The organism is Trichloromonas sp., assembly GCF_041583255.1.
Taxonomy (GTDB): domain Bacteria; phylum Desulfobacterota; class Desulfuromonadia; order Desulfuromonadales; family Trichloromonadaceae; genus Trichloromonas.
On record NZ_JBFHGD010000053.1, the window covers coordinates 1 to 16,829 of the forward strand.

Consider the following 16,829-nt stretch of genomic DNA (forward strand, 5'->3'; position numbering starts at 1 on the left):
AACCTGGTCCGAGAAAAGGGAGAGGTTGACAATCGGAACATCATCCACCTCGACCGGCTTGATCACCCAGCCGGCCACCCCCGGCGGCGCCTGCTCGCTGTGAGTGGAAATCTTGTTGTGCAGCTTGACCAGCGAATCGATGCGGTCCTCGCCGACGAAAAAGCGGACCGTCACCACCGCCAGGTCGGGGCGGGACATGGAATAGACGTACTCGACCCCGTCGACCTGCCAGAGCAGCTTTTCCAGGCGGGTGGCGACCTGCTTTTCCACCTCTTCGGCACTGGCTCCGGGCATGTGCACGTAGACATCGGCCAGCGGCACGATGATCTGCGGCTCTTCCTCGCGCGGGGTCAGCAGCAGGGCGGCCGCCCCGGCGATCAACGACAACAGGATGAGGATAACCGACAGGTTCCCGTCAAGAAACCGGTCGACAATCCGGGTCGGCAGGGCGTGCTTTCTGGCCGGCATGCTACTCCTCCACCCGGCCGCCGTTTTTCGCCCGCCCGGCCCCCTCGACCACCAGGGTCTCCCCTTCGGCCAGCCCGGAAAGGATTTCCACCCGGTCGCCGACGTGGCGGCCGGTCTTCACCAGCCGATAGCGCAGGATGCTCTTTTCAACGACGTAGACCGCGGTCAGCTGGCCGCGGGTGACGATCGCCGCCGAAGGCACCAGCAGGGCGGTCGCACCGGACCCGGCCGGGCGAACCCGGGCGAAGAGCCCGGCGGGCAGGCTCTCCTCCGTTGCCAGCTCGATTTTAACCTGAAAGGAGTGACTGCGCGGATCGGCGGCGGTCACCTCGCTGACCGCTCCCTTCAGGCTTTGGTTCAGCGCCGGTATTTCGACCAGGAACGGATCGCCGACCGCGATCTGGCCGGCCAGCGCCTCGGGCAGCTCGGCCCGCACCCGAAGCCGCCCCGCGCGATCCAGGGCCAGCAGCGGGGTGCCGGGCAGAATCGTGGAGCCTTCCTGAACCATGCGTTCGGCCACCACGCCCGCATAGGGGGCGGTGACCCGGGTATAGTCGCTGGCGGTTCTGGCCCCGGCAGCCGCCGCTTCGGCCCGGCGTACGCCGGCCATTGAAGCGGCCGAGTTCTGCCGGGCCATTTCCAGTTCGGCGCTGACCCGGTCGAACTCCTGGGCGGTCAGCGCCTCCCGGGCATACAACTGCTGGAAGCGGGCATGGGTTTTTTCCGCCAGCTGCTGCCGGGCCTCGGCTGCCGCCGCAGCGCCGCGAGCTTCGGCCAGGGCCGCCTCGGCCTCTTTGAGCTGCTCGCCGGCCGGATTGTCGGCGATGGTCAGCAGGGTCTGCCCCGCCGCAACCCGGTCCCCTTCGACGACCTGGATGCGATCGATGCGGCCGGCGATGCGGGCGGAAAGCTGGCCGCGACCCGAACTTTCCAGCGCTCCGACATAAGCCGTTCCGCCGGCCAGGGGGCCCGCGGCCACCGCTGCGAGAACCAGTCCTTGGACCGCTTCGCCGGCCGCTTCAGTGCGGCCAGGCTCGATATCGCCGCCACAGGCGGAGATAAACAGCAGGGATACGGCCACTGCGATCCGATTCAATCTAGTCACGACTCTTCTCCTGTGCCGAAGCCAAAGCCTGCAGAAAACTGCCATTCTGAAAAGCGCTATTGCCAAGTGCCAGAATATGCCTGGTGTTGGCGTTGACCAGCTCGAAACGGCAGCGATCCAGAGACTCCTGGGTCGACAGCATGGCCGAGAGGTCGTCCAGACCCGCCTCGTAGCGCAGCAGCAGCAGCCGCTGGCCTTCTTCAGCCGCAGCCAGCGCCCTGCTGGCGACATCGACCTGCAGCCGGGCCTCTTCGGCCCGCAGCCTGGACTGCTCCAGCTGGAAACCGGCCTGGTGCGCCGATTCTTCGAACCGCGCCGCGGCAGCCCTTTTCCCGGCGGCCGTTCGCTCGCTCTGGCTGGAACGGCGGAACCCGTCGAACAGCTCCCAGCTCATTCCGGCCCGTATCGACCAGGCTGCGGCATCGGTGCCGAACGGTGTGTCGGCATCATGCAAGGCATAGGAGGCACTGAGCCCCAGGCGGGGCAAGTAGGCGGCCCGACTTTGCCGGTAGCCGAGCTCAGCCTCATCGACCTGCAGCGACAGGGCTTCGAGGTCTGCCCTGGCCATCGGCAGCTCCCCCGTGGTACCGGCCAACAACGCCGCTGTCAGGGGTACGGCGATATCCACATCGCCGCCGTTTCGGCCCATGGCCAGGGCCAGCGAGCGCCGGGCCAGGGCCAGGTCGTGCTCGACCGCGATATGCTGCTGCCTGACCCGGGCCTCCAGCACCTGGGCCCGCAGCACATCGGCCTTGAGCCCGATCCCGGCCTGCTGGCGTTCGCCGGCCAGGCGCAGAATTTCTGCGGCTTCCTTCTGCGAACTTTCGACCCAGCCGAGGGCGGCCTGGGCCTGCTGCACCTCGAGATAAGCCTGAAAGGCGGCAAAAGCGGCCCTCTCCCGGCTTCTCCGAGACATGGCGGCGGCGGCTTCGGCCCCCTTTTTCGCCCGCTTCAGCCCATAGCTGACATCCGGATCGTACAGCGCTTGCTCAAGGGTCAGGCGGGTTTCAAAATCGTTGCGGCTCGGGGCGAAATTGTAGGCATCTGCGGAAGGGCTGAGGCTGAGATCTTCCTGGTTGAGAGCGATAAAGAGGCTGCCGCCCGGCTCGTCGGTGGCGTAAAAGCTCTCGCTGAGAGTCAGCCGCGGCAGCAAGCGGCTGCGCGCCTCGCCGACCGCCGCAGCGGCCGCCCGGGCTTCCTCGCTAGCCGCCCGAGCCAAGGGCCGGTTTGAAACCGCCTCGTCAAGCGCCTGCCGGAGACTCACGCTTTCCCCATAGGCAGAACCGGCTCCCAGCAGCAGACAGAATAGAAGAAGATGGATCATAGGCAGGCCCCAACATAAAACTATATATATAGTAACTACGGTACATAGTCAAGAATCACAATACTAAGCACATGCTTATTAGAGCGTAGCTTAGTCGCGGGACAACGGCAAGCAGACAATTCCACATTTATATATAAGAATCCGGCAGGATATCTCGACTGATTTTCCCTTGACCTTTATCCGGGGGTCGTTTATCCTGCCGAAATTGCGTTGATTTCCACCGTTTTTCAAGCAGTTAGTTTCGAGTTCGAGCGCTGGCCGATCCCGGGGTTCGGAACTCAAACTCTTCTCTTTCACGTGCGGAGGACAATACCATGCGGTCAAAACGACTCCCCCTCTCTCTTCTGGTTGCGGCCGGCACCCTTTTGCTGTCGCTGGCGTTTGTCCCCGCGCATGCCGCCCGAACCAAATCCCTGACTTTCAGCATATTCTTCCCGCCTACCCACGATCAGGCGATCGCCGCCACCAACTTCGCCAAGGAAGTCGAAAAACGCACCGAAGGACGGATCACCATCACCCCGTTCCCCGGCGGCACCCTGACCAAGGCCCCCCAGGTCTACGACGGCGTGGTCACCGGCATCACCGACCTTGGCAACTCCTGCTTCGCCTATACCCGCGGCCGGTTTCCGGTCACCGCCGCCCTGGACCTGCCGATGGGGTACCCGAACGGCAAGGTGGCTACCGCCGTAGTCGATCAATTCGCCAAAACCATCAACCCTGAAGAACTCAAGGACGTCAAGGTCCTATATGTGCACGCCCATGGCCCCGGCCTGCTGCACACCAAGACCCCGGTCCGGACCCTGGAAGACCTCAAGGGGATGAAAATCCGCGCCACCGGCCTCAGTGCCAAGGTCGTCGAAGCGCTCGGCGCCGTACCGGTAGCCATGCCCCAGGGCGACACCTACGAAGCCCTGCAGAAAGGGGTGGTCGAAGGAACCTTCGCCCCGATCGAAACCCTCAAGGGCTGGAAACAGGCCGAAGTCATCAAGTACACCACCGAGTGCACCGACATCGGCTACACCACGGCGATGTTCGTGGTCATGAACCGCAGCCAGTGGAACAGCCTGACGGAAGCCGACCAGAAAATCATCGAAGCCGTCGCCGCGGAGTACGCCGTGATCCATGGCGAAACCTGGGACCGGGCCGACCAGGAAGGGAAAGACTTCACCTTGAGCCTCGGCAACGAGCTGATCCCCCTCTCCGCCGAAGAAAGCGCCCGCTGGCGCCAGGCGGTGGAGCCGGTGATCAACGACTACATCGCCAACACCCCGAACGGCGCCGAGTACGTCGCACGCATTCGCGCCCTGATCGCCGAAGCGTCCAAGTAAGCCTGCCAAATTCATCCGCAACCTTTCAGCCCCGCCGCCTTTTCGGCGGCGGGGCTGAACTGCGCCAACCGACGACGTTCACCGCTACTGTCGACGACAAACGAAAGATTGTTGCATTCATGAATCGCCTTGAGTCCACTGGAACCAGCCTGGCCCGGCTGCTGTTCGGCGTTGCCGGGGCGGCTATCGTCGCCATGATGCTGCTGACCTGCGCCGACGTGCTGCTGCGCCTGTTCCGCCTCCCCATCCCCGGCACCTATGAGCTGGTTTCCTTTTTCAGTGCGGTTTCCGTTTCCTTTGCCATGGCCCACACCTGCGTCGAAAAGGGGCATATCGCGGTCAGCGTCCTGGTGCAGCTGCTGCCGGCCCGGGGGCAGGCCCTGGTCGACACGCTGACCACCGCCCTGAGCCTGCTGCTGTTCGCCCTGATCGCCTGGCGCTCGGTGCTGTACGGGGAAAACCTGCGCCAGGCCGGTGAGGTTTCCATGACCCTGCAGCTGCCCTTTTATCCGTTCGTCTACGGAGTCGGGCTGTCCTCCGCGGCCGTCTGCCTGGTGCTGCTCGCCGATTTCCAGAAAAACCTGCAGGGGGTATTCGGCAGATGAGCATGACCACTATTGGCATTATCGGTATCGTTCTGCTGATCGCCGGGCTCTTTTCCCGTATGCCGGTCGGTTTCGTGATGGCCCTGCTCGGACTGGCCGGGTTCAGCTACGTGGTAAATTTCGAGGCGGGACTCAACCTGCTGGCCCGGGACATCTGGGACACCTTCTCCTCTTACGGCCTGACCGTCATCCCGCTCTTTGTCTTCATGGGCCAGGTGGCCTACCAGTCCGGCATCAGCCGCCGGCTCTACCATGCCGCCTACGTCATGCTCGGCAATCGCCCCGGCGGGCTGGCCCTGGCCACCATCGGCGCCTGTGCCGGTTTTTCGGCCATTTCCGGCTCGACCAACGCCACCGCGGCCACCATGGCCACGGTCACCATCCCCGAAATGAAGCGGCGCCGCTACGACATGGGGCTGGCTACCGGCACCGTGGCCGCCGGCGGCAGCCTGGGCATCCTGATCCCCCCGAGCGTCGTTTTCATCGTCTACGGCATCATCACCGAGCAATCGATCGGCAAACTCTTTGCCGCCGGCATCATCCCCGGCATCCTGCTCTGCGGGCTCTTCTTTCTGACTATCTTCATCCGGGTCAAAATCAACCCGGAACTCGCCCCGCCCGGACCGAAAACCTCGTTCCGCCGTAAGATTCGCTCTTTTGCCGGCGTGCTGGAAACCCTGGCGCTCTTCGTCATGGTCATGGGTGGCATTTTCTTCGGCATTTTCACCCCCACCGAAGCGGCGGCGGTCGGCGCCTTTCTGACCATCGCCCTCGCCCTCTTTCGCCGCCAGCTCAGCTGGCAGGGGTTCGTGCAATCCCTCAGCGATACCACCAGGATCAGCTGCATGGTCATGGTGATCGTCACCGGGGCGGTGGTGTTCGGCCATTTTCTCGCCATCACCCGGGTGCCCTTCGAACTGGCCGACTGGGTCGGCTCGCTGCCGCTGCCGCCCTACGCCATCATGGGGCTGATCATTCTGGTCTACCTGTTCGGCGGCTGCTTCATGGATGCCCTGGCCATGATCATGCTGACCGTGCCGATCTTCTTCCCGGTGGTGCAGGCCCTGGGCTTTGACCCGATCTGGTTCGGCGTCATCATCGTGCTGGTCACCGAGATGGGGGTGATCACCCCGCCGGTCGGGGTGAACGTCTACGTGGTCCACGGGGTGGCCAAGGATGTCCCGCTGGAAACGATTTTCCGCGGGGTTTTCCCCATGCTGCTGGCACTGCTGGTCTGCAATCTGATACTCATGCTCTTTCCGCAGGTCGCTCTCTTTCTGCCCGGCCTGATGAAATGACCAGATGGCCACGCCCAGCCTTCGTCCGTGCGTTTAGGGCGGCCCAATCTTGTTTGGGTGGATCAAAATTCGCCATCCAAACGAGTGCTAAACGGGATCGGGCTGGAAACAAAGCTGTCATCTCAACTATACTCAAACGAGGTTTTTTTCTGCAGAACAACAATGCTATAAGCTTCCGGCACGGTTAATCGACAAAATCCAAGGAGGAGTTAAATGAAAAGAATTACACTGCTTATTTTTATGACGATAGCCCTTATGACTCTGGCCTGCAGCAAGCAAGAGGAGGCTAAAGCACCAGAAGCGAAGAAAATCGGCGAAACGGCCCCGGCGAGCGCCCCGGCCCAGGCCGATCCCCTGGCCGCATGGAAACCGGCCTTCGACCCGAGTGGCGCTCAATATGTCTATACCCTTTCCAACGTATCACATCCGGCCATTGAAGGGACCGGCGTCGGCTATCGCATCCGCGACGCCGTCTGGGAAAAATCGAACGGCCAGATCTACGTCGACTTCCGCCCGCTGTCCCAGCTCGGTGGCGAAAAGGATGTCCTGAGCAAGCTGAAGATGGGCGCCGTGCAGGGGATTCTCTGCTCCTCGGTGGCCGCGGCCAACGTCGCCGACAAGCTCGGCATCGTCAACCTCCCCTACGTGATCGACACCTTCGAGAAGCTCGACCAGTTCCGGGCCGATGCCGAACTCTTCAAGGAGTTCAGCGACAGCGCCCTGCCGGCCGGGCTGAAGGTCGTCGATATCACCGGCTACGGCACCTACGGCTGGGCCACCACGGTGCCGGTCCGCAACATCGCCGAGGCCGCTCAGGTCAATTTCCGCATTGCCGAAGCGCCGGTCAATACCGACATCTACAAAAGCTGGGGCTTGAAATTCACGGTCATGCCCTGGCCCGACGTCCCCCAGGCCCTGCAGACCGGGGTCATCAACGGCCTCGACCACACGCCGACCGTCTGCAATATCACCAAAAAATTCGATGTCGCCAAGTACTTCACCGAGGTCAACTACGCCCAGGGACTCTTCATCCACCTGATGAACAAGAGCTGGTTTGACAAACTCCCAGCCGAACTGCAGAAAATCCTGATCGAGGTCATCGAGGAAGAAAGCGCCAAATCACGCACCCTGACCAAGGCGCAGCAGGAAGCCCAGATTGCCGACGCCAAAACCAAGGGGGTCGAGTTTTTCCCCCTCGCGGACAGCGACCGCAACAAGCTGATCGAACTTTCCCAGCCGGTGTATGACGCCTGGGGGAAGAAGGTCGGCCAGGATTACCTGGACAAGGTCCGCAAAACCCTGACCCACTGACCCTGCCACCTGTACTGGACAACACAAGCCGGGGAGCATGTCCTCCCCGGCCTTTTTTCTGAGCCCTTTGATGCTTAAAAGAATTTTCAAAACGGTTGACCGAACCATCGCCGCCATCGAAGACTGGTCGCTCTTCCTGACCGTCTCGGCCGCCCTGCTGGCCGCCATGGCCAACGTCATCCTGCGCAAGACCACCCACATCAACCTGTACTGGTCCGACGAGCTGGTGCGCAAGGTCATATTTTTTACGACCTTTATCGGCTGCAGCGCGGCCGTGCGGCATCGGTCGCTGATCCGCATCGACGCCCTGCCGCAGATGTTCCCGGTACTGAAACGACCGCTGACCCTGTTCAGTCACCTGGTGGTGCTGCTGTTCGCCTCGACCATGATCTGGCTCGGCCTGCAGCTGACCCGGGCGGTCTACGCTGACGAATATGCCCGCAGCGCCACCCTGCAGATTCCGGAATGGTATTTCTACGCGGTGCTCCCGCTGATGGGCGGCATGATGTTCCTGCGCACCCTGATCGTCATGGTCGAGGACTGGCGGGGATTATCCAACAGAACCAGTGATTAGACATTCATGATGGGCAGCCTGCACACTGCCTCGGATACCCACCAATCCAATTTTCGAATTTGACTTTACGCTTTAACCAATCACCAATCACCACTTACCGGATGTATTGATGGAAAGCAGTTACCTACTGATTCTCGCGGTTTTGATCGGCTGCCTGGCCACCACGGTGCCGGTTTTCATGGCCCTCTTTTTCACCGGGCTGGTCGGCCTGACCTACCTGCTCGGCATCGACCCGCAGATCGTCATCGAGGTGCTCTATCGCAGCATGGACAAGTTCGCCCTGATCGTGGTGCTTTTCTTCGTCCTTTGCGGCAACATCATGACCACCGGCAGCATCGTCGAAAAGCTGATCAAAACCGCCAATGTCATGGTCGGTTTTCTGCCCGGCGGGCTGGCCATGGCCGGCATTCTGGCCTGCGGCTTTTTCGGCGCCATTTCCGGCTCGACCGTGGCGACGGTGGTGGCCATCGGGGGATTCATGATCCCGGCCCTGATGGAAAATGGCTACGAAGAGCGCTTCAGCGTCGGGCTGATGACCACGGCGCCGATTCTCGGCATCATCATCCCGCCTTCGATCGCCATGATCCTCTACGCCATGGTCACCAACGACTCGGTCGAAGCCCTCTTTCTCACCGGCTTCATCCCCGGTATCCTGATCATGGCGGCGATGTCCCTGTATGCCTACGTGGTCTGCCGGTCGCGGGGCTACGCCACCCAGCCCAAGCCATCCTTCAGCGAGGTCGTCACAACGGTAAAAGAAGGGATCTGGGCACTGCTGCTGCCGGTCCTCATCTTCGGCGGCATCTACTCCGGCCTCTTTACCGCCAACGAGGCGGCGGTGGTCGCCTGCTTCTACGCCTTCTTCGTCGAGATCGTCATTCACCGCGACATGCGGCTGCGCGACATGAAAAAGGTCATCGTCTCCTCGGCGGTAACCTCGGCGACTCTGCTGGTGATCGTCGCCGGCGCCTCGGTCTTCGGCGAATACCTGACCTTCGAACAGATCCCCGACAAGATCGCCAATGCCGTGGTCGGCAACATCCAGTCGCCCTGGGTCTTTTTGCTGGCGGTCAACATTTTGCTGCTGGTCATCGGCATGTTCATGGACATCATTTCGGCGACCCTGATTCTGACTCCGATCTTTCTGCCGCTGCTCGCCAAATTCGGCATCGACAGCATGCATTTCGGCCTGCTCATGACCATCAACCTGGGGATCGGCTACTGCACCCCGCCGCTCGGGGTCAGCCTCTACATCACCGGCGCCACCGTCAACCGCGATCTGCTCTACGTCTCGCGGGCCGTGCTGCCGTTCCTCGTCATCCAGATCCTGCTGCTGCTGCTCTTTACCTACTGGTCTGACCTGATCCTGCTGCTGCCGCGGTTGATCTACGGCTACGGCGGCTGATTTCCCGGAAGGCATGTATATGGACGATAAAATCCTGGTGCCACTCGACGGTTCGCCGACCTCCGCCCGCATCGTACAGGGGATCATCCGCGAAAAGTCGCGTTTTTTCGGCCCGCTGACCCTGCTGCACGTGATCGATGAGGACAAGATCGCCTACCGGATGATTCCCGACTTTCAGATCGAGATGATCCGGGACAGCGCCCGCAAGGCCGCCAAGCACCTGCTGGAGACCCTCCAGCAAGAGCTGGAGCGGGACGGCCTGCGCACTGAAATCCGCATCGTTTCCGGCTCGCCCCGGCAGGTGGTCTGCCGGATCGCCAACGACGAGAATTTCAGCCTGCTGATCCTCGGTCGGCGCGGTGCCGGTGAAATCCGCGACGTGCTGTTCGGCACCGTCAGCAACTACGCCCTGCACAATGTGCGCTGCCCGGTCATGCTCTTCTGAGCGGAGCCCGGCCGAAGGGGACGGCTTGTTACGCCGCCGGAACCGGCGACACCTCGAGCCGACTCTCCCACAACCCATGCAGGTTGCAGTAGGCCCGCGCCACCAGGGTGACCGGCCGGTCGAGCCGGATATAGACCGTCGCCTTGGCCGTCGCCACCTCTGGCCTGAACTCGACGTGGCCGGCCGGTTCGTTGCCGACCAGCAGATCGACATTCTGGATGTAGTGCGCCGGCCCCATCGGGTGGTCTATCTCGCCCATGGTCAGGGTCACGGCAAACGATTCACCGGCCACGATTTTCGCCGGGACGGCGATCACCGGGGCATGCTTTTTTTCCAGAATGCTCTTGTCGGCCGGATTGGCGACCCGGTTGATGCCGGCGAACAGCCCCGGATCAATCTCGACATACCCCTTGAACCCTCCCTTCGTCACAGCAGTTTCCGTTGCTGCCAACACCCGGCCGCCCAGCAAACTTCCGCCCACCGCCAGAGTACCGCCGATCAGAAAGTCACGCCGCCTGCATCGTTTTTCCATTACCGGAATCCTCCGCTGTAAAAAGTTCATTGTCATGAACTATAGAAAAGCAGCGCAGCGAGTCAAGCAGAGTGCCGGAAAAACCTTGCACGCAAACGCTCTCTGCTATATCGTCATAAACATATACAAGGAGGCTGCCCATGGAATGGCTCGGCATCATCGGCGTACTGGTCATCTGGTACGTGTTAAACCGCTGGATTCTCCCCCGCCTGGGAGTGAATACCTGACTCAGCAACAGCTGCAGCCTTCCCGTGCGGAAGGCGGAAAAAGACCGGCAAGGTGAAGATAAAAGCAATAGTTCTGATTAGTTATTTAAAATAGCAGCAATCAAAACAAACCTGGGAGTCCTATACCTACTGAGCAGGGGGGATATCTCCAAGGGCAGGATCAAAAACCGCCACCTTTTTTTCGACGTGATAGTTTTTAAACAAAACAGCCCAACCTGGAAATATCAGGTTGGGCTGTTTTTCTAGTTACTTATGGCAAGTCAGTCCTGGGGGAAGTCCCGGACGATTCGCTAATCATATTTTCCAGGCGTGATGCACCACATAAAAGACTGAACATCGATCATGTCACGCGGGTTCATCTCCATCGTTTCCAGTTCCTGATGAAGGTATTTGGCGAAATCAAGCAGGCTTGAGTACGTCAGCCAGTTCAGGTTGGATCGATAATTCAGCTCTGCCTTGGTCAATTCCGCCGCATGCTTGGTGATCTCAGGCTTGAGGAACATCTGCTCTTCGGGGAAGGCCAAAAAGGGGAAATAGGTCATGGTGGTCCATTTGCTGGCGTCGATCTGCTCCAGACAGTCCGCAAAACCCTCAAAACGATCCCGGTAATTTCCTGGGCCATAAAGCAGGGCGAACAGCCTCTCTGCAAAAATATGCATGTTCTCTGGCGACCTCAATCCGTCCTTGAGGCCCATCTTCTCGTTAGGAAAGATCAGATTTGTCTTGTTAACGACCTGCAATGCCCGTTTGACAATTTCAGCATAATTTTTAGCACTCAAGAGAGATGAGAACTCCGACTCATTGAGGAGTTCCAGAAGCAACTCCCGAGCATCGATCTTGTAGACACGTTCCATCCGAACATATTCCGGATCATCAAAACCCTGCGGAAAGTGTTTAAGAAAATCGAGACGGGCGTCAGGCAGCCCCTTATGCGCCTTGCCTTTTGCACGTTCGTTGAATGTCGGGTTGTCGAGGATGGGATGCTCAGCCTCGACTCCTTCCAGCTTTTCAAGTTGAACAAATTTCTGGTTCAGGGTCTTCTCTCCAGCATGGACGAAGTAGACCTTCACCTTTCCATCTGCTGCCACACTGAGCACCTTGCCCAGGCCCCAATCTGGCATTTTTGGATGCAATACTTTGTCTCCAATTTGAATGCCTGCCATAGCCCCCCCCTTACAATGAGAAGTAGTAATCCCTCATCTTCCGCGCCATCAAAACGCGGCGCTCGAGCAAAAATTCTTCATACCGACCTAGGGTCATCCCAAAAATGCTGTCGGGAATGCAATTCCGGCTGAGATTATCTTTGAGGCCTGCCATGTCACAGATAGCCCCATACTTGGTTGCCCCGCCATTGCACTGCTCAGACAACTCCTCAAAATAAGACTGCGGTGACTTGTTACCGATCTTGATGTTGATTTCAGACTGCATATAGACGTAATTGGCAATCTGGTTGTAAAGGCCGCGCTTAAAGGCATTCTTTTTCAGATAGTCTCGCGGGAAAATATGATGGATATCCCCTTTGTGGCTCACGAGATCGTTCACGGTGATATCTCGGGAAAGGAACCCCTTATCATTGGCTTTAATTTGCGCGGCCCAGAACACATTGAGATAAGGGCTGCTGCTTACTGAAGTATTTAGACTTTGAACCAACCCAGCATCCCAGAAGGCATCGGAAAGCTCGGCATCCTCTACGGCCCGCAAAAATTCTCCGAAAGGCCTGCTCGCTATCTGGCGGATATCAAAATCCATGCTCGACTCAGGGGAGGATGAATATCGCCCGGTCAGCACGGACATCGCAAACCAGCGCCGCACATATTTTTCAATGTCGTGGGGCGCCAGGCCTTGTGAGCGCAGCTTGAGATAGACTACATAGGCAAAGTTCAGGGCATTTTGAGAGCGGATCATACCCGAATCGATAAACCCGGCAGATCGGATGATCATCAGAAAACGCTTGAAATGGGTCTCGTTGATGGCATCGAAGATACCGGCCTTGAGCTTCTCGAATGACTCCTTGGCGATCTCCTCCTCGAACTGTTTGGTCTCAAAATTCCGGCCCGATAACAGGCTGACAAGATCGGCGAACTTTGCGCGATTAAACTGCGGCACAAAGGCGACCCGCAGCAAATCGCTATAGTCCGGATCGTAGAGATCTCCGTTCTCGTTTTTAAGCCAGGTCATCTTCTGAAAGTAGTCGGTATTGACAAAGTCTTTATCGACATCAACTATGGTCGAGTAAAACTCGGGCGCAACGGCGAGGTGACAGAAATAGTCGATAGCCTTCCTGAGGGTTGAACCACCATAAGTCTCATTGCTGGCGATCTTCGACATGGCAAAGTCCGCCTGGCTGAGCACAACCCCCTTGGAGTTGATGCGGATGAAGACCTCCGTGACGGTTTCGATATCCAGATCGGATGCCAGCTCAATCAGGCCGATCTGCTTCTTCGCGATCTGCATCAGATTGGTGATCGTGGTTTCAACCTTTTCGGGATTAACCTCCGGGTTCTTCTCGCAGTAGTCTTTGACGCTTCTGATCAGGCCAACTTGGCCGTTGACGAGGGGCGCAATATCGGCCACCCAGCGCTTGTCTTTTTCTATGGCCGGATTGGTAACCTCGAATTTTTCTTCATCAGGGTGAAATGCGATCCGGATTTTGCGCCGACGGTAGTCCTGGTCGACTATATACTGGCCCAATACGGCCGCAGTCAGAGCTGTTACGCGCTGCTGACCGTCTATCAGAACCTTTTTGCCCTCGGATGCTGAACCGTCCTTCAATTTGACGTTCGGGTTGCGCCATGCGATGAGATAGCCGATAGGATATCCCTGGTAGAGAGAATCCATCAGGTCCCGAACCTTGGATGCATCCCAGACGAAAGGGCGTTGAATTTCAGGTATGGCTATTTCACCTGAGTTGACCCAGGCGAGTATTGTTTCGATAAGATGTTGGTTGACAGAATATTTTTGAGTTTGCAAACATTCCTCCATAAAATATTGATCTCAAAAACGCCCATTCAAACATGCTTCAGTGGTTTCAATCAGCCTACTTTTTTTTACACAGGAGCGCGGGGAAGGGCATCTTCCTGGCAACTTCTGAAACTGAATCGAAGCCGTCTTTTGCTACCTTTTTAAAATTGTATCGATCGACCTCGTCAAAAACTTGTTCAACCTTTTCAATTGCCATCTCTTCGCGTTCATCAATACGCCCATCCGCTTCGATGATTTCACGCAAAAAATTTATGAGCTCACGCGACATAACCTTATAATTGCAATCTTTGTTCTGCTTCTTGAATTCCGCGAGCGAGTGGGCCAGGTTCTTGATTGAAAAATCAGAGAGTCTTTTCTCGGTAAACGTAATTCCTTCACGGACAAAACCGCCGTCGTAGCCCCACTGCTCTACAAAGTAGGAAAGAATCGTACTTCGTTCGTCATCACAGATTTCCCCATCAATTGATGCGACCTTAAGAGCAAGGGGTGCCATCAGATCAAAAAGCCCCAGCGCAAGGACATCCATCGGCGTGTTAATGAAGTTGGGAATGACCGTCACCTTGCTGCTTGACGACTGCTTGATATAACGGGTGATACCTATCCAGCCACCGCCAGCAAGTACGCCAGCCGCCACAACCCAACCGACAGGAGTTGTCGCTGTACCGATCAAACCACCAAGGGACAGAATGCCATTCGATGCGAAAAACGTCGATGCCACAGCAGATGACTTAGCAACAGCCACAGCCGTACTTGCAACCCCGGCGACATCCCAAAGTTCAAAGGTGGCATTTTTTACCCGCAACGACGTGTACGCATCCTCTCCGATCGCCAGCTTTGCCTTGAATCTCAATGGGTCGCTGACAATGTTTTCGATGCCATCAAACCATTCGCCTTTCGTACATCCACTCATAAAGAGTCACCCTGCGACGAGAGGAGAAAATGCTGCAACCTTTTCGGAAATCTTTCTTTCAAGAGCCTTGTCTTGAATATCGAGGACGAGTCCGCCGACCAAACCAATCGCTATGGCGATTGGAGTTACAATTGGGCCGAGAACAATGCCAAGGAATGGGATGGAAGAAAACAGGGCACCGACTATCGCTCCAAAGACAACACCAAATGTGACTTTGGGGAACTCACGGTAAACCAGGCATACGTAATCAAGGATCTTGCGCCCAATCTTAATGACGTATTCACCCGCCTTGATGGTAGCCTTTGAGAAGGAATAGAAAAGTGATTTTGCATCCGCAGAAATATCCATTTTATCTATCAGACGCTTGATCGCATCATCAGACATCTCGAAATTTCTCATCGACTCAAAAAAACCTTCTTGGAGGTCTTCAATTTCTATTTCTACTTCATTACCGGTCTTTGGATCGATGCCTTTGACTTTCATCCCAAACCCACCTTCGCCTATAAGAGTTTGTTTCTACATGAATTAATACGGATTCTTATGCCGCTTAAAATAACCAAACGGTGGCTTCTTAAATTTCTCTGTACCTCCGTGCTGGGCAAAAGTTTAGCGCCTTCATCGGCATCTGGCGCTTTTTTTAGACAAATCATATGCTTTGCACACCGACCTCACTACGCTCGAAAATCGAACGAGGAACAGAGCCGGTTTTCTTAACCAAATAATCCATCCAGCCTAGACGTTTCATTACCTCATACAATTTCTGCGCATCGGCAACATCCTTTGCACAGACGCTTTCGCCATTTGCAAAAATATAATCGTCAAGATGCCAAGCACCCCTGAAAAGATTTTCTAAATAAGGCCCAGGGAAGACCTCTCCCTGGATTATCTTTTCAACGTCAGTTTGCGGCAGTTCACTCCCGAACATAGGAATCTCGAACTGCCACGCAACCAGGGCCATAGCTTTCATTTGGAACCGGGTTCGATCATAGCCCCAATAGAGAGTGTCATTCAGTGGATAGTGCCGCCAGATTGACTCCTCCCCAAGACTCCCCCAATGGTCAAGCTTGCCACGACATACGAAGGCTATTGGGAAACGCTCCTTGTTCTTTTGCAAACTATCCTTCTCGCACTTAATCGCAAAAAACTCGACCTCATCGAACTCGGCTTTTAGCCCTTCGAGAAAGTCGATGAACCCCTTCATGTTTTTGTCGTACCAAATGCGAGGATAGATAGGAACATCTTTGCCATCAAGCCATTCTCTGGAAATACCAAATTTAGAACATGTGCACTTCAGAACTTTTTCAGAAAGCGCGTGAAGGAGTCTTTCGTCGGTGCTGACATCAGCGAGAACCACCCCCCCATCTTCCCCAAGGAACCGGGGAATCTGAGTTCGCTCGATGCCATGGGCCTTGTATATTTCGACAAACCTCCCTACGAGAGCATATACATCACAAGGAAAATCATCCTTCGTTTGTTGTTTTTGGTCACTGGTACTTTCCTTATGGATTCTATGTTTAATAAAACGCCATGTACCATAAACTCCGCCAATAACCGTAAACAAGGAAGCAAGCCACTCCATATCACGCCACCAAAAGCTGTCGAACGGTGGATTCCATCAGCTTTGCGCTTTGCTGCTGGGCATGGCTGAGCTTGGCTTCGAGTTCGTCGCACAGGGTCATTAGTTGATTGACCTTGGCGACGATACGCTTTTGTTCTTCTACTGGTGGCACAGGCATTGGAAAATGCTTTAGTTGCGTCATGTTGATTGATGCCAGATTTGTAGTCTGCTTCGATGAGCCAGCGAAATACTCTCTACCGACAGGTGAGTTGAGGGTCAGCACAAGCCAGTCCCGACATAAATCATTTACGAAAAGGCGGGAGCGAAATACATGATTTTGATGGAGGCAGTTTTCAATTTGTCCCTCCCAAATTGCTGTTCGTCCGACTTTATCCCAGTCGCCTCCTTCAGTGATAAGCAAATCACCATGCAGGAGCTTGTATTTTCCAAGTTCCTCAACTGGAATTTCAATCTCCTTCATCACATCGAGATTAACGAACCACCTTTGTACATTTGCTACCCGTAAATAGGGATATGATGCCGTTTTTCTACCTGCCAACTTTCTCCCTTTTGTAACCCCGCCCACGGTATTAGTGATGTCACCGAAGCGCTGAACAGCCCAGCCATCGGGCATATCAAAAGGCACTTCATCTAACGTAGCTGGCTCAAGTGGCTTCGCCTTTTTCAACTCTCCCTCCTTAACCAACCTCACCCTCTCAGCCTTAATCCTCTCCAGCAAAACCGAAGCAGGCTCGTC

The 16,829-nt window shown here is 56.7% G+C and carries 17 protein-coding genes; 7 read left to right on the top strand and 10 right to left on the bottom strand.

Annotation, left to right across the window (positions count from 1 at the left end):
* The 3 genes from ABYV89_RS06210 to ABYV89_RS06220 all read right to left on the bottom strand — a co-directional run.
* The coding region (locus ABYV89_RS06210) for an efflux RND transporter permease subunit (protein WP_432822075.1) at positions 1-468 on the bottom strand (468 nt) is incomplete at its 3' end.
* Between the two features lies 1 nt (position 469).
* Entirely contained in the window at positions 470-1,573 is a 1,104-nt protein-coding gene (locus ABYV89_RS06215; protein ID WP_432822076.1) for an efflux RND transporter periplasmic adaptor subunit, read from the bottom strand.
* Positions 1,566-2,897, bottom strand: a complete 1,332-nt coding sequence (locus tag ABYV89_RS06220; protein ID WP_432822077.1) for a TolC family protein — start codon at positions 2,895-2,897, stop codon at positions 1,566-1,568. The genes ABYV89_RS06215 and ABYV89_RS06220 overlap by 8 nt, the downstream gene beginning before the upstream one ends.
* Before the next feature lie 314 nt (positions 2,898-3,211).
* On the opposite strand from ABYV89_RS06220, the gene ABYV89_RS06225 reads away from it, so the two are divergent.
* The 7 genes from ABYV89_RS06225 (at position 3,212) to ABYV89_RS06255 (ending at position 9,863) form a co-directional block, all read left to right on the top strand.
* Positions 3,212-4,225, top strand: a complete 1,014-nt coding sequence (locus tag ABYV89_RS06225) for a TRAP transporter substrate-binding protein (RefSeq protein ID WP_432822078.1) — start codon at positions 3,212-3,214, stop codon at positions 4,223-4,225.
* Positions 4,226-4,344: 119 nt separating this feature from the next.
* Positions 4,345-4,830, top strand: a complete 486-nt coding sequence (locus tag ABYV89_RS06230; protein WP_432822079.1) for a TRAP transporter small permease — start codon at positions 4,345-4,347, stop codon at positions 4,828-4,830.
* Complete coding sequence (locus ABYV89_RS06235; protein WP_432822080.1) at positions 4,827-6,128, top strand: TRAP transporter large permease; 1,302 nt, start codon at positions 4,827-4,829, stop codon at positions 6,126-6,128. The genes ABYV89_RS06230 and ABYV89_RS06235 overlap by 4 nt, the downstream gene beginning before the upstream one ends.
* Before the next feature lie 213 nt (positions 6,129-6,341).
* The gene (locus tag ABYV89_RS06240; protein WP_432822081.1) at positions 6,342-7,439 is read left to right on the top strand and encodes a TRAP transporter substrate-binding protein; all 1,098 of its coding nucleotides are present in this window, start codon (positions 6,342-6,344) and stop codon (positions 7,437-7,439) included.
* A 70-nt stretch (positions 7,440-7,509) separates the two neighbouring features.
* The gene (locus tag ABYV89_RS06245; RefSeq protein ID WP_432822082.1) at positions 7,510-8,013 is read left to right on the top strand and encodes a TRAP transporter small permease; all 504 of its coding nucleotides are present in this window, start codon (positions 7,510-7,512) and stop codon (positions 8,011-8,013) included.
* Positions 8,014-8,122: 109 nt separating this feature from the next.
* Complete coding sequence (locus tag ABYV89_RS06250; RefSeq protein WP_432822083.1) at positions 8,123-9,418, top strand: TRAP transporter large permease; 1,296 nt, start codon at positions 8,123-8,125, stop codon at positions 9,416-9,418.
* Positions 9,419-9,437: 19 nt separating this feature from the next.
* Complete coding sequence (locus tag ABYV89_RS06255; protein WP_432822084.1) at positions 9,438-9,863, top strand: universal stress protein; 426 nt, start codon at positions 9,438-9,440, stop codon at positions 9,861-9,863.
* A 28-nt stretch (positions 9,864-9,891) separates the two neighbouring features.
* Here the strand turns inward: ABYV89_RS06255 and ABYV89_RS06260 are convergent, their stop codons facing one another.
* From ABYV89_RS06260 to ABYV89_RS06290, 7 genes are all read right to left on the bottom strand, one after another.
* Positions 9,892-10,395, bottom strand: coding sequence for a class II SORL domain-containing protein (locus tag ABYV89_RS06260; RefSeq protein WP_432822085.1), 504 nt, complete (start codon positions 10,393-10,395; stop codon positions 9,892-9,894).
* 517 nt (positions 10,396-10,912) lie between these two features.
* Complete coding sequence (locus tag ABYV89_RS06265) at positions 10,913-11,785, bottom strand: DUF3553 domain-containing protein (protein ID WP_432822086.1); 873 nt, start codon at positions 11,783-11,785, stop codon at positions 10,913-10,915.
* Between the two features lie 10 nt (positions 11,786-11,795).
* Positions 11,796-13,592: a GmrSD restriction endonuclease domain-containing protein gene (locus ABYV89_RS06270; RefSeq protein WP_432822087.1), complete on the bottom strand. Its 1,797-nt coding sequence runs from the start codon at positions 13,590-13,592 to the stop codon at positions 11,796-11,798.
* A 67-nt stretch (positions 13,593-13,659) separates the two neighbouring features.
* Positions 13,660-14,514, bottom strand: a complete 855-nt coding sequence (locus tag ABYV89_RS06275; protein ID WP_432822088.1) for a TerB family tellurite resistance protein — start codon at positions 14,512-14,514, stop codon at positions 13,660-13,662.
* A 6-nt stretch (positions 14,515-14,520) separates the two neighbouring features.
* Positions 14,521-14,997, bottom strand: a complete 477-nt coding sequence (locus ABYV89_RS06280; RefSeq protein ID WP_432822089.1) for a hypothetical protein — start codon at positions 14,995-14,997, stop codon at positions 14,521-14,523.
* A gap of 163 nt (positions 14,998-15,160) precedes the next feature.
* Complete coding sequence (locus tag ABYV89_RS06285) at positions 15,161-16,093, bottom strand: hypothetical protein (protein WP_432822090.1); 933 nt, start codon at positions 16,091-16,093, stop codon at positions 15,161-15,163.
* A gap of 1 nt (position 16,094) precedes the next feature.
* Positions 16,095-16,829 (bottom strand): restriction endonuclease subunit S (locus tag ABYV89_RS06290; RefSeq protein ID WP_432822091.1); only part of this gene is annotated, 735 nt, incomplete at its 5' end.

What these genes read in the sequence shown, in the direction of transcription:
- ABYV89_RS06220 (WP_432822077.1), bottom strand. Translation starts at nt 2,897, where the DNA reads ATGATCCATCTTCTTCTATTCTGTCTGCTGCTGGGAGCCGGTTCTGCC.
- ABYV89_RS06225 (WP_432822078.1), top strand. Translation starts at nt 3,212, where the DNA reads ATGCGGTCAAAACGACTCCCCCTCTCTCTTCTGGTTGCGGCCGGCACC.
- ABYV89_RS06230 (WP_432822079.1), top strand. Translation starts at nt 4,345, where the DNA reads ATGAATCGCCTTGAGTCCACTGGAACCAGCCTGGCCCGGCTGCTGTTC.
- ABYV89_RS06235 (WP_432822080.1), top strand. Translation starts at nt 4,827, where the DNA reads ATGAGCATGACCACTATTGGCATTATCGGTATCGTTCTGCTGATCGCC.
- ABYV89_RS06240 (WP_432822081.1), top strand. Translation starts at nt 6,342, where the DNA reads ATGAAAAGAATTACACTGCTTATTTTTATGACGATAGCCCTTATGACT.
- ABYV89_RS06245 (WP_432822082.1), top strand. Translation starts at nt 7,510, where the DNA reads ATGCTTAAAAGAATTTTCAAAACGGTTGACCGAACCATCGCCGCCATC.
- ABYV89_RS06250 (WP_432822083.1), top strand. Translation starts at nt 8,123, where the DNA reads ATGGAAAGCAGTTACCTACTGATTCTCGCGGTTTTGATCGGCTGCCTG.
- ABYV89_RS06255 (WP_432822084.1), top strand. Translation starts at nt 9,438, where the DNA reads ATGGACGATAAAATCCTGGTGCCACTCGACGGTTCGCCGACCTCCGCC.
- ABYV89_RS06260 (WP_432822085.1), bottom strand. Translation starts at nt 10,395, where the DNA reads ATGGAAAAACGATGCAGGCGGCGTGACTTTCTGATCGGCGGTACTCTG.
- ABYV89_RS06265 (WP_432822086.1), bottom strand. Translation starts at nt 11,785, where the DNA reads ATGGCAGGCATTCAAATTGGAGACAAAGTATTGCATCCAAAAATGCCA.
- ABYV89_RS06275 (WP_432822088.1), bottom strand. Translation starts at nt 14,514, where the DNA reads ATGAGTGGATGTACGAAAGGCGAATGGTTTGATGGCATCGAAAACATT.
- ABYV89_RS06280 (WP_432822089.1), bottom strand. Translation starts at nt 14,997, where the DNA reads ATGAAAGTCAAAGGCATCGATCCAAAGACCGGTAATGAAGTAGAAATA.
- ABYV89_RS06285 (WP_432822090.1), bottom strand. Translation starts at nt 16,093, where the DNA reads ATGGAGTGGCTTGCTTCCTTGTTTACGGTTATTGGCGGAGTTTATGGT.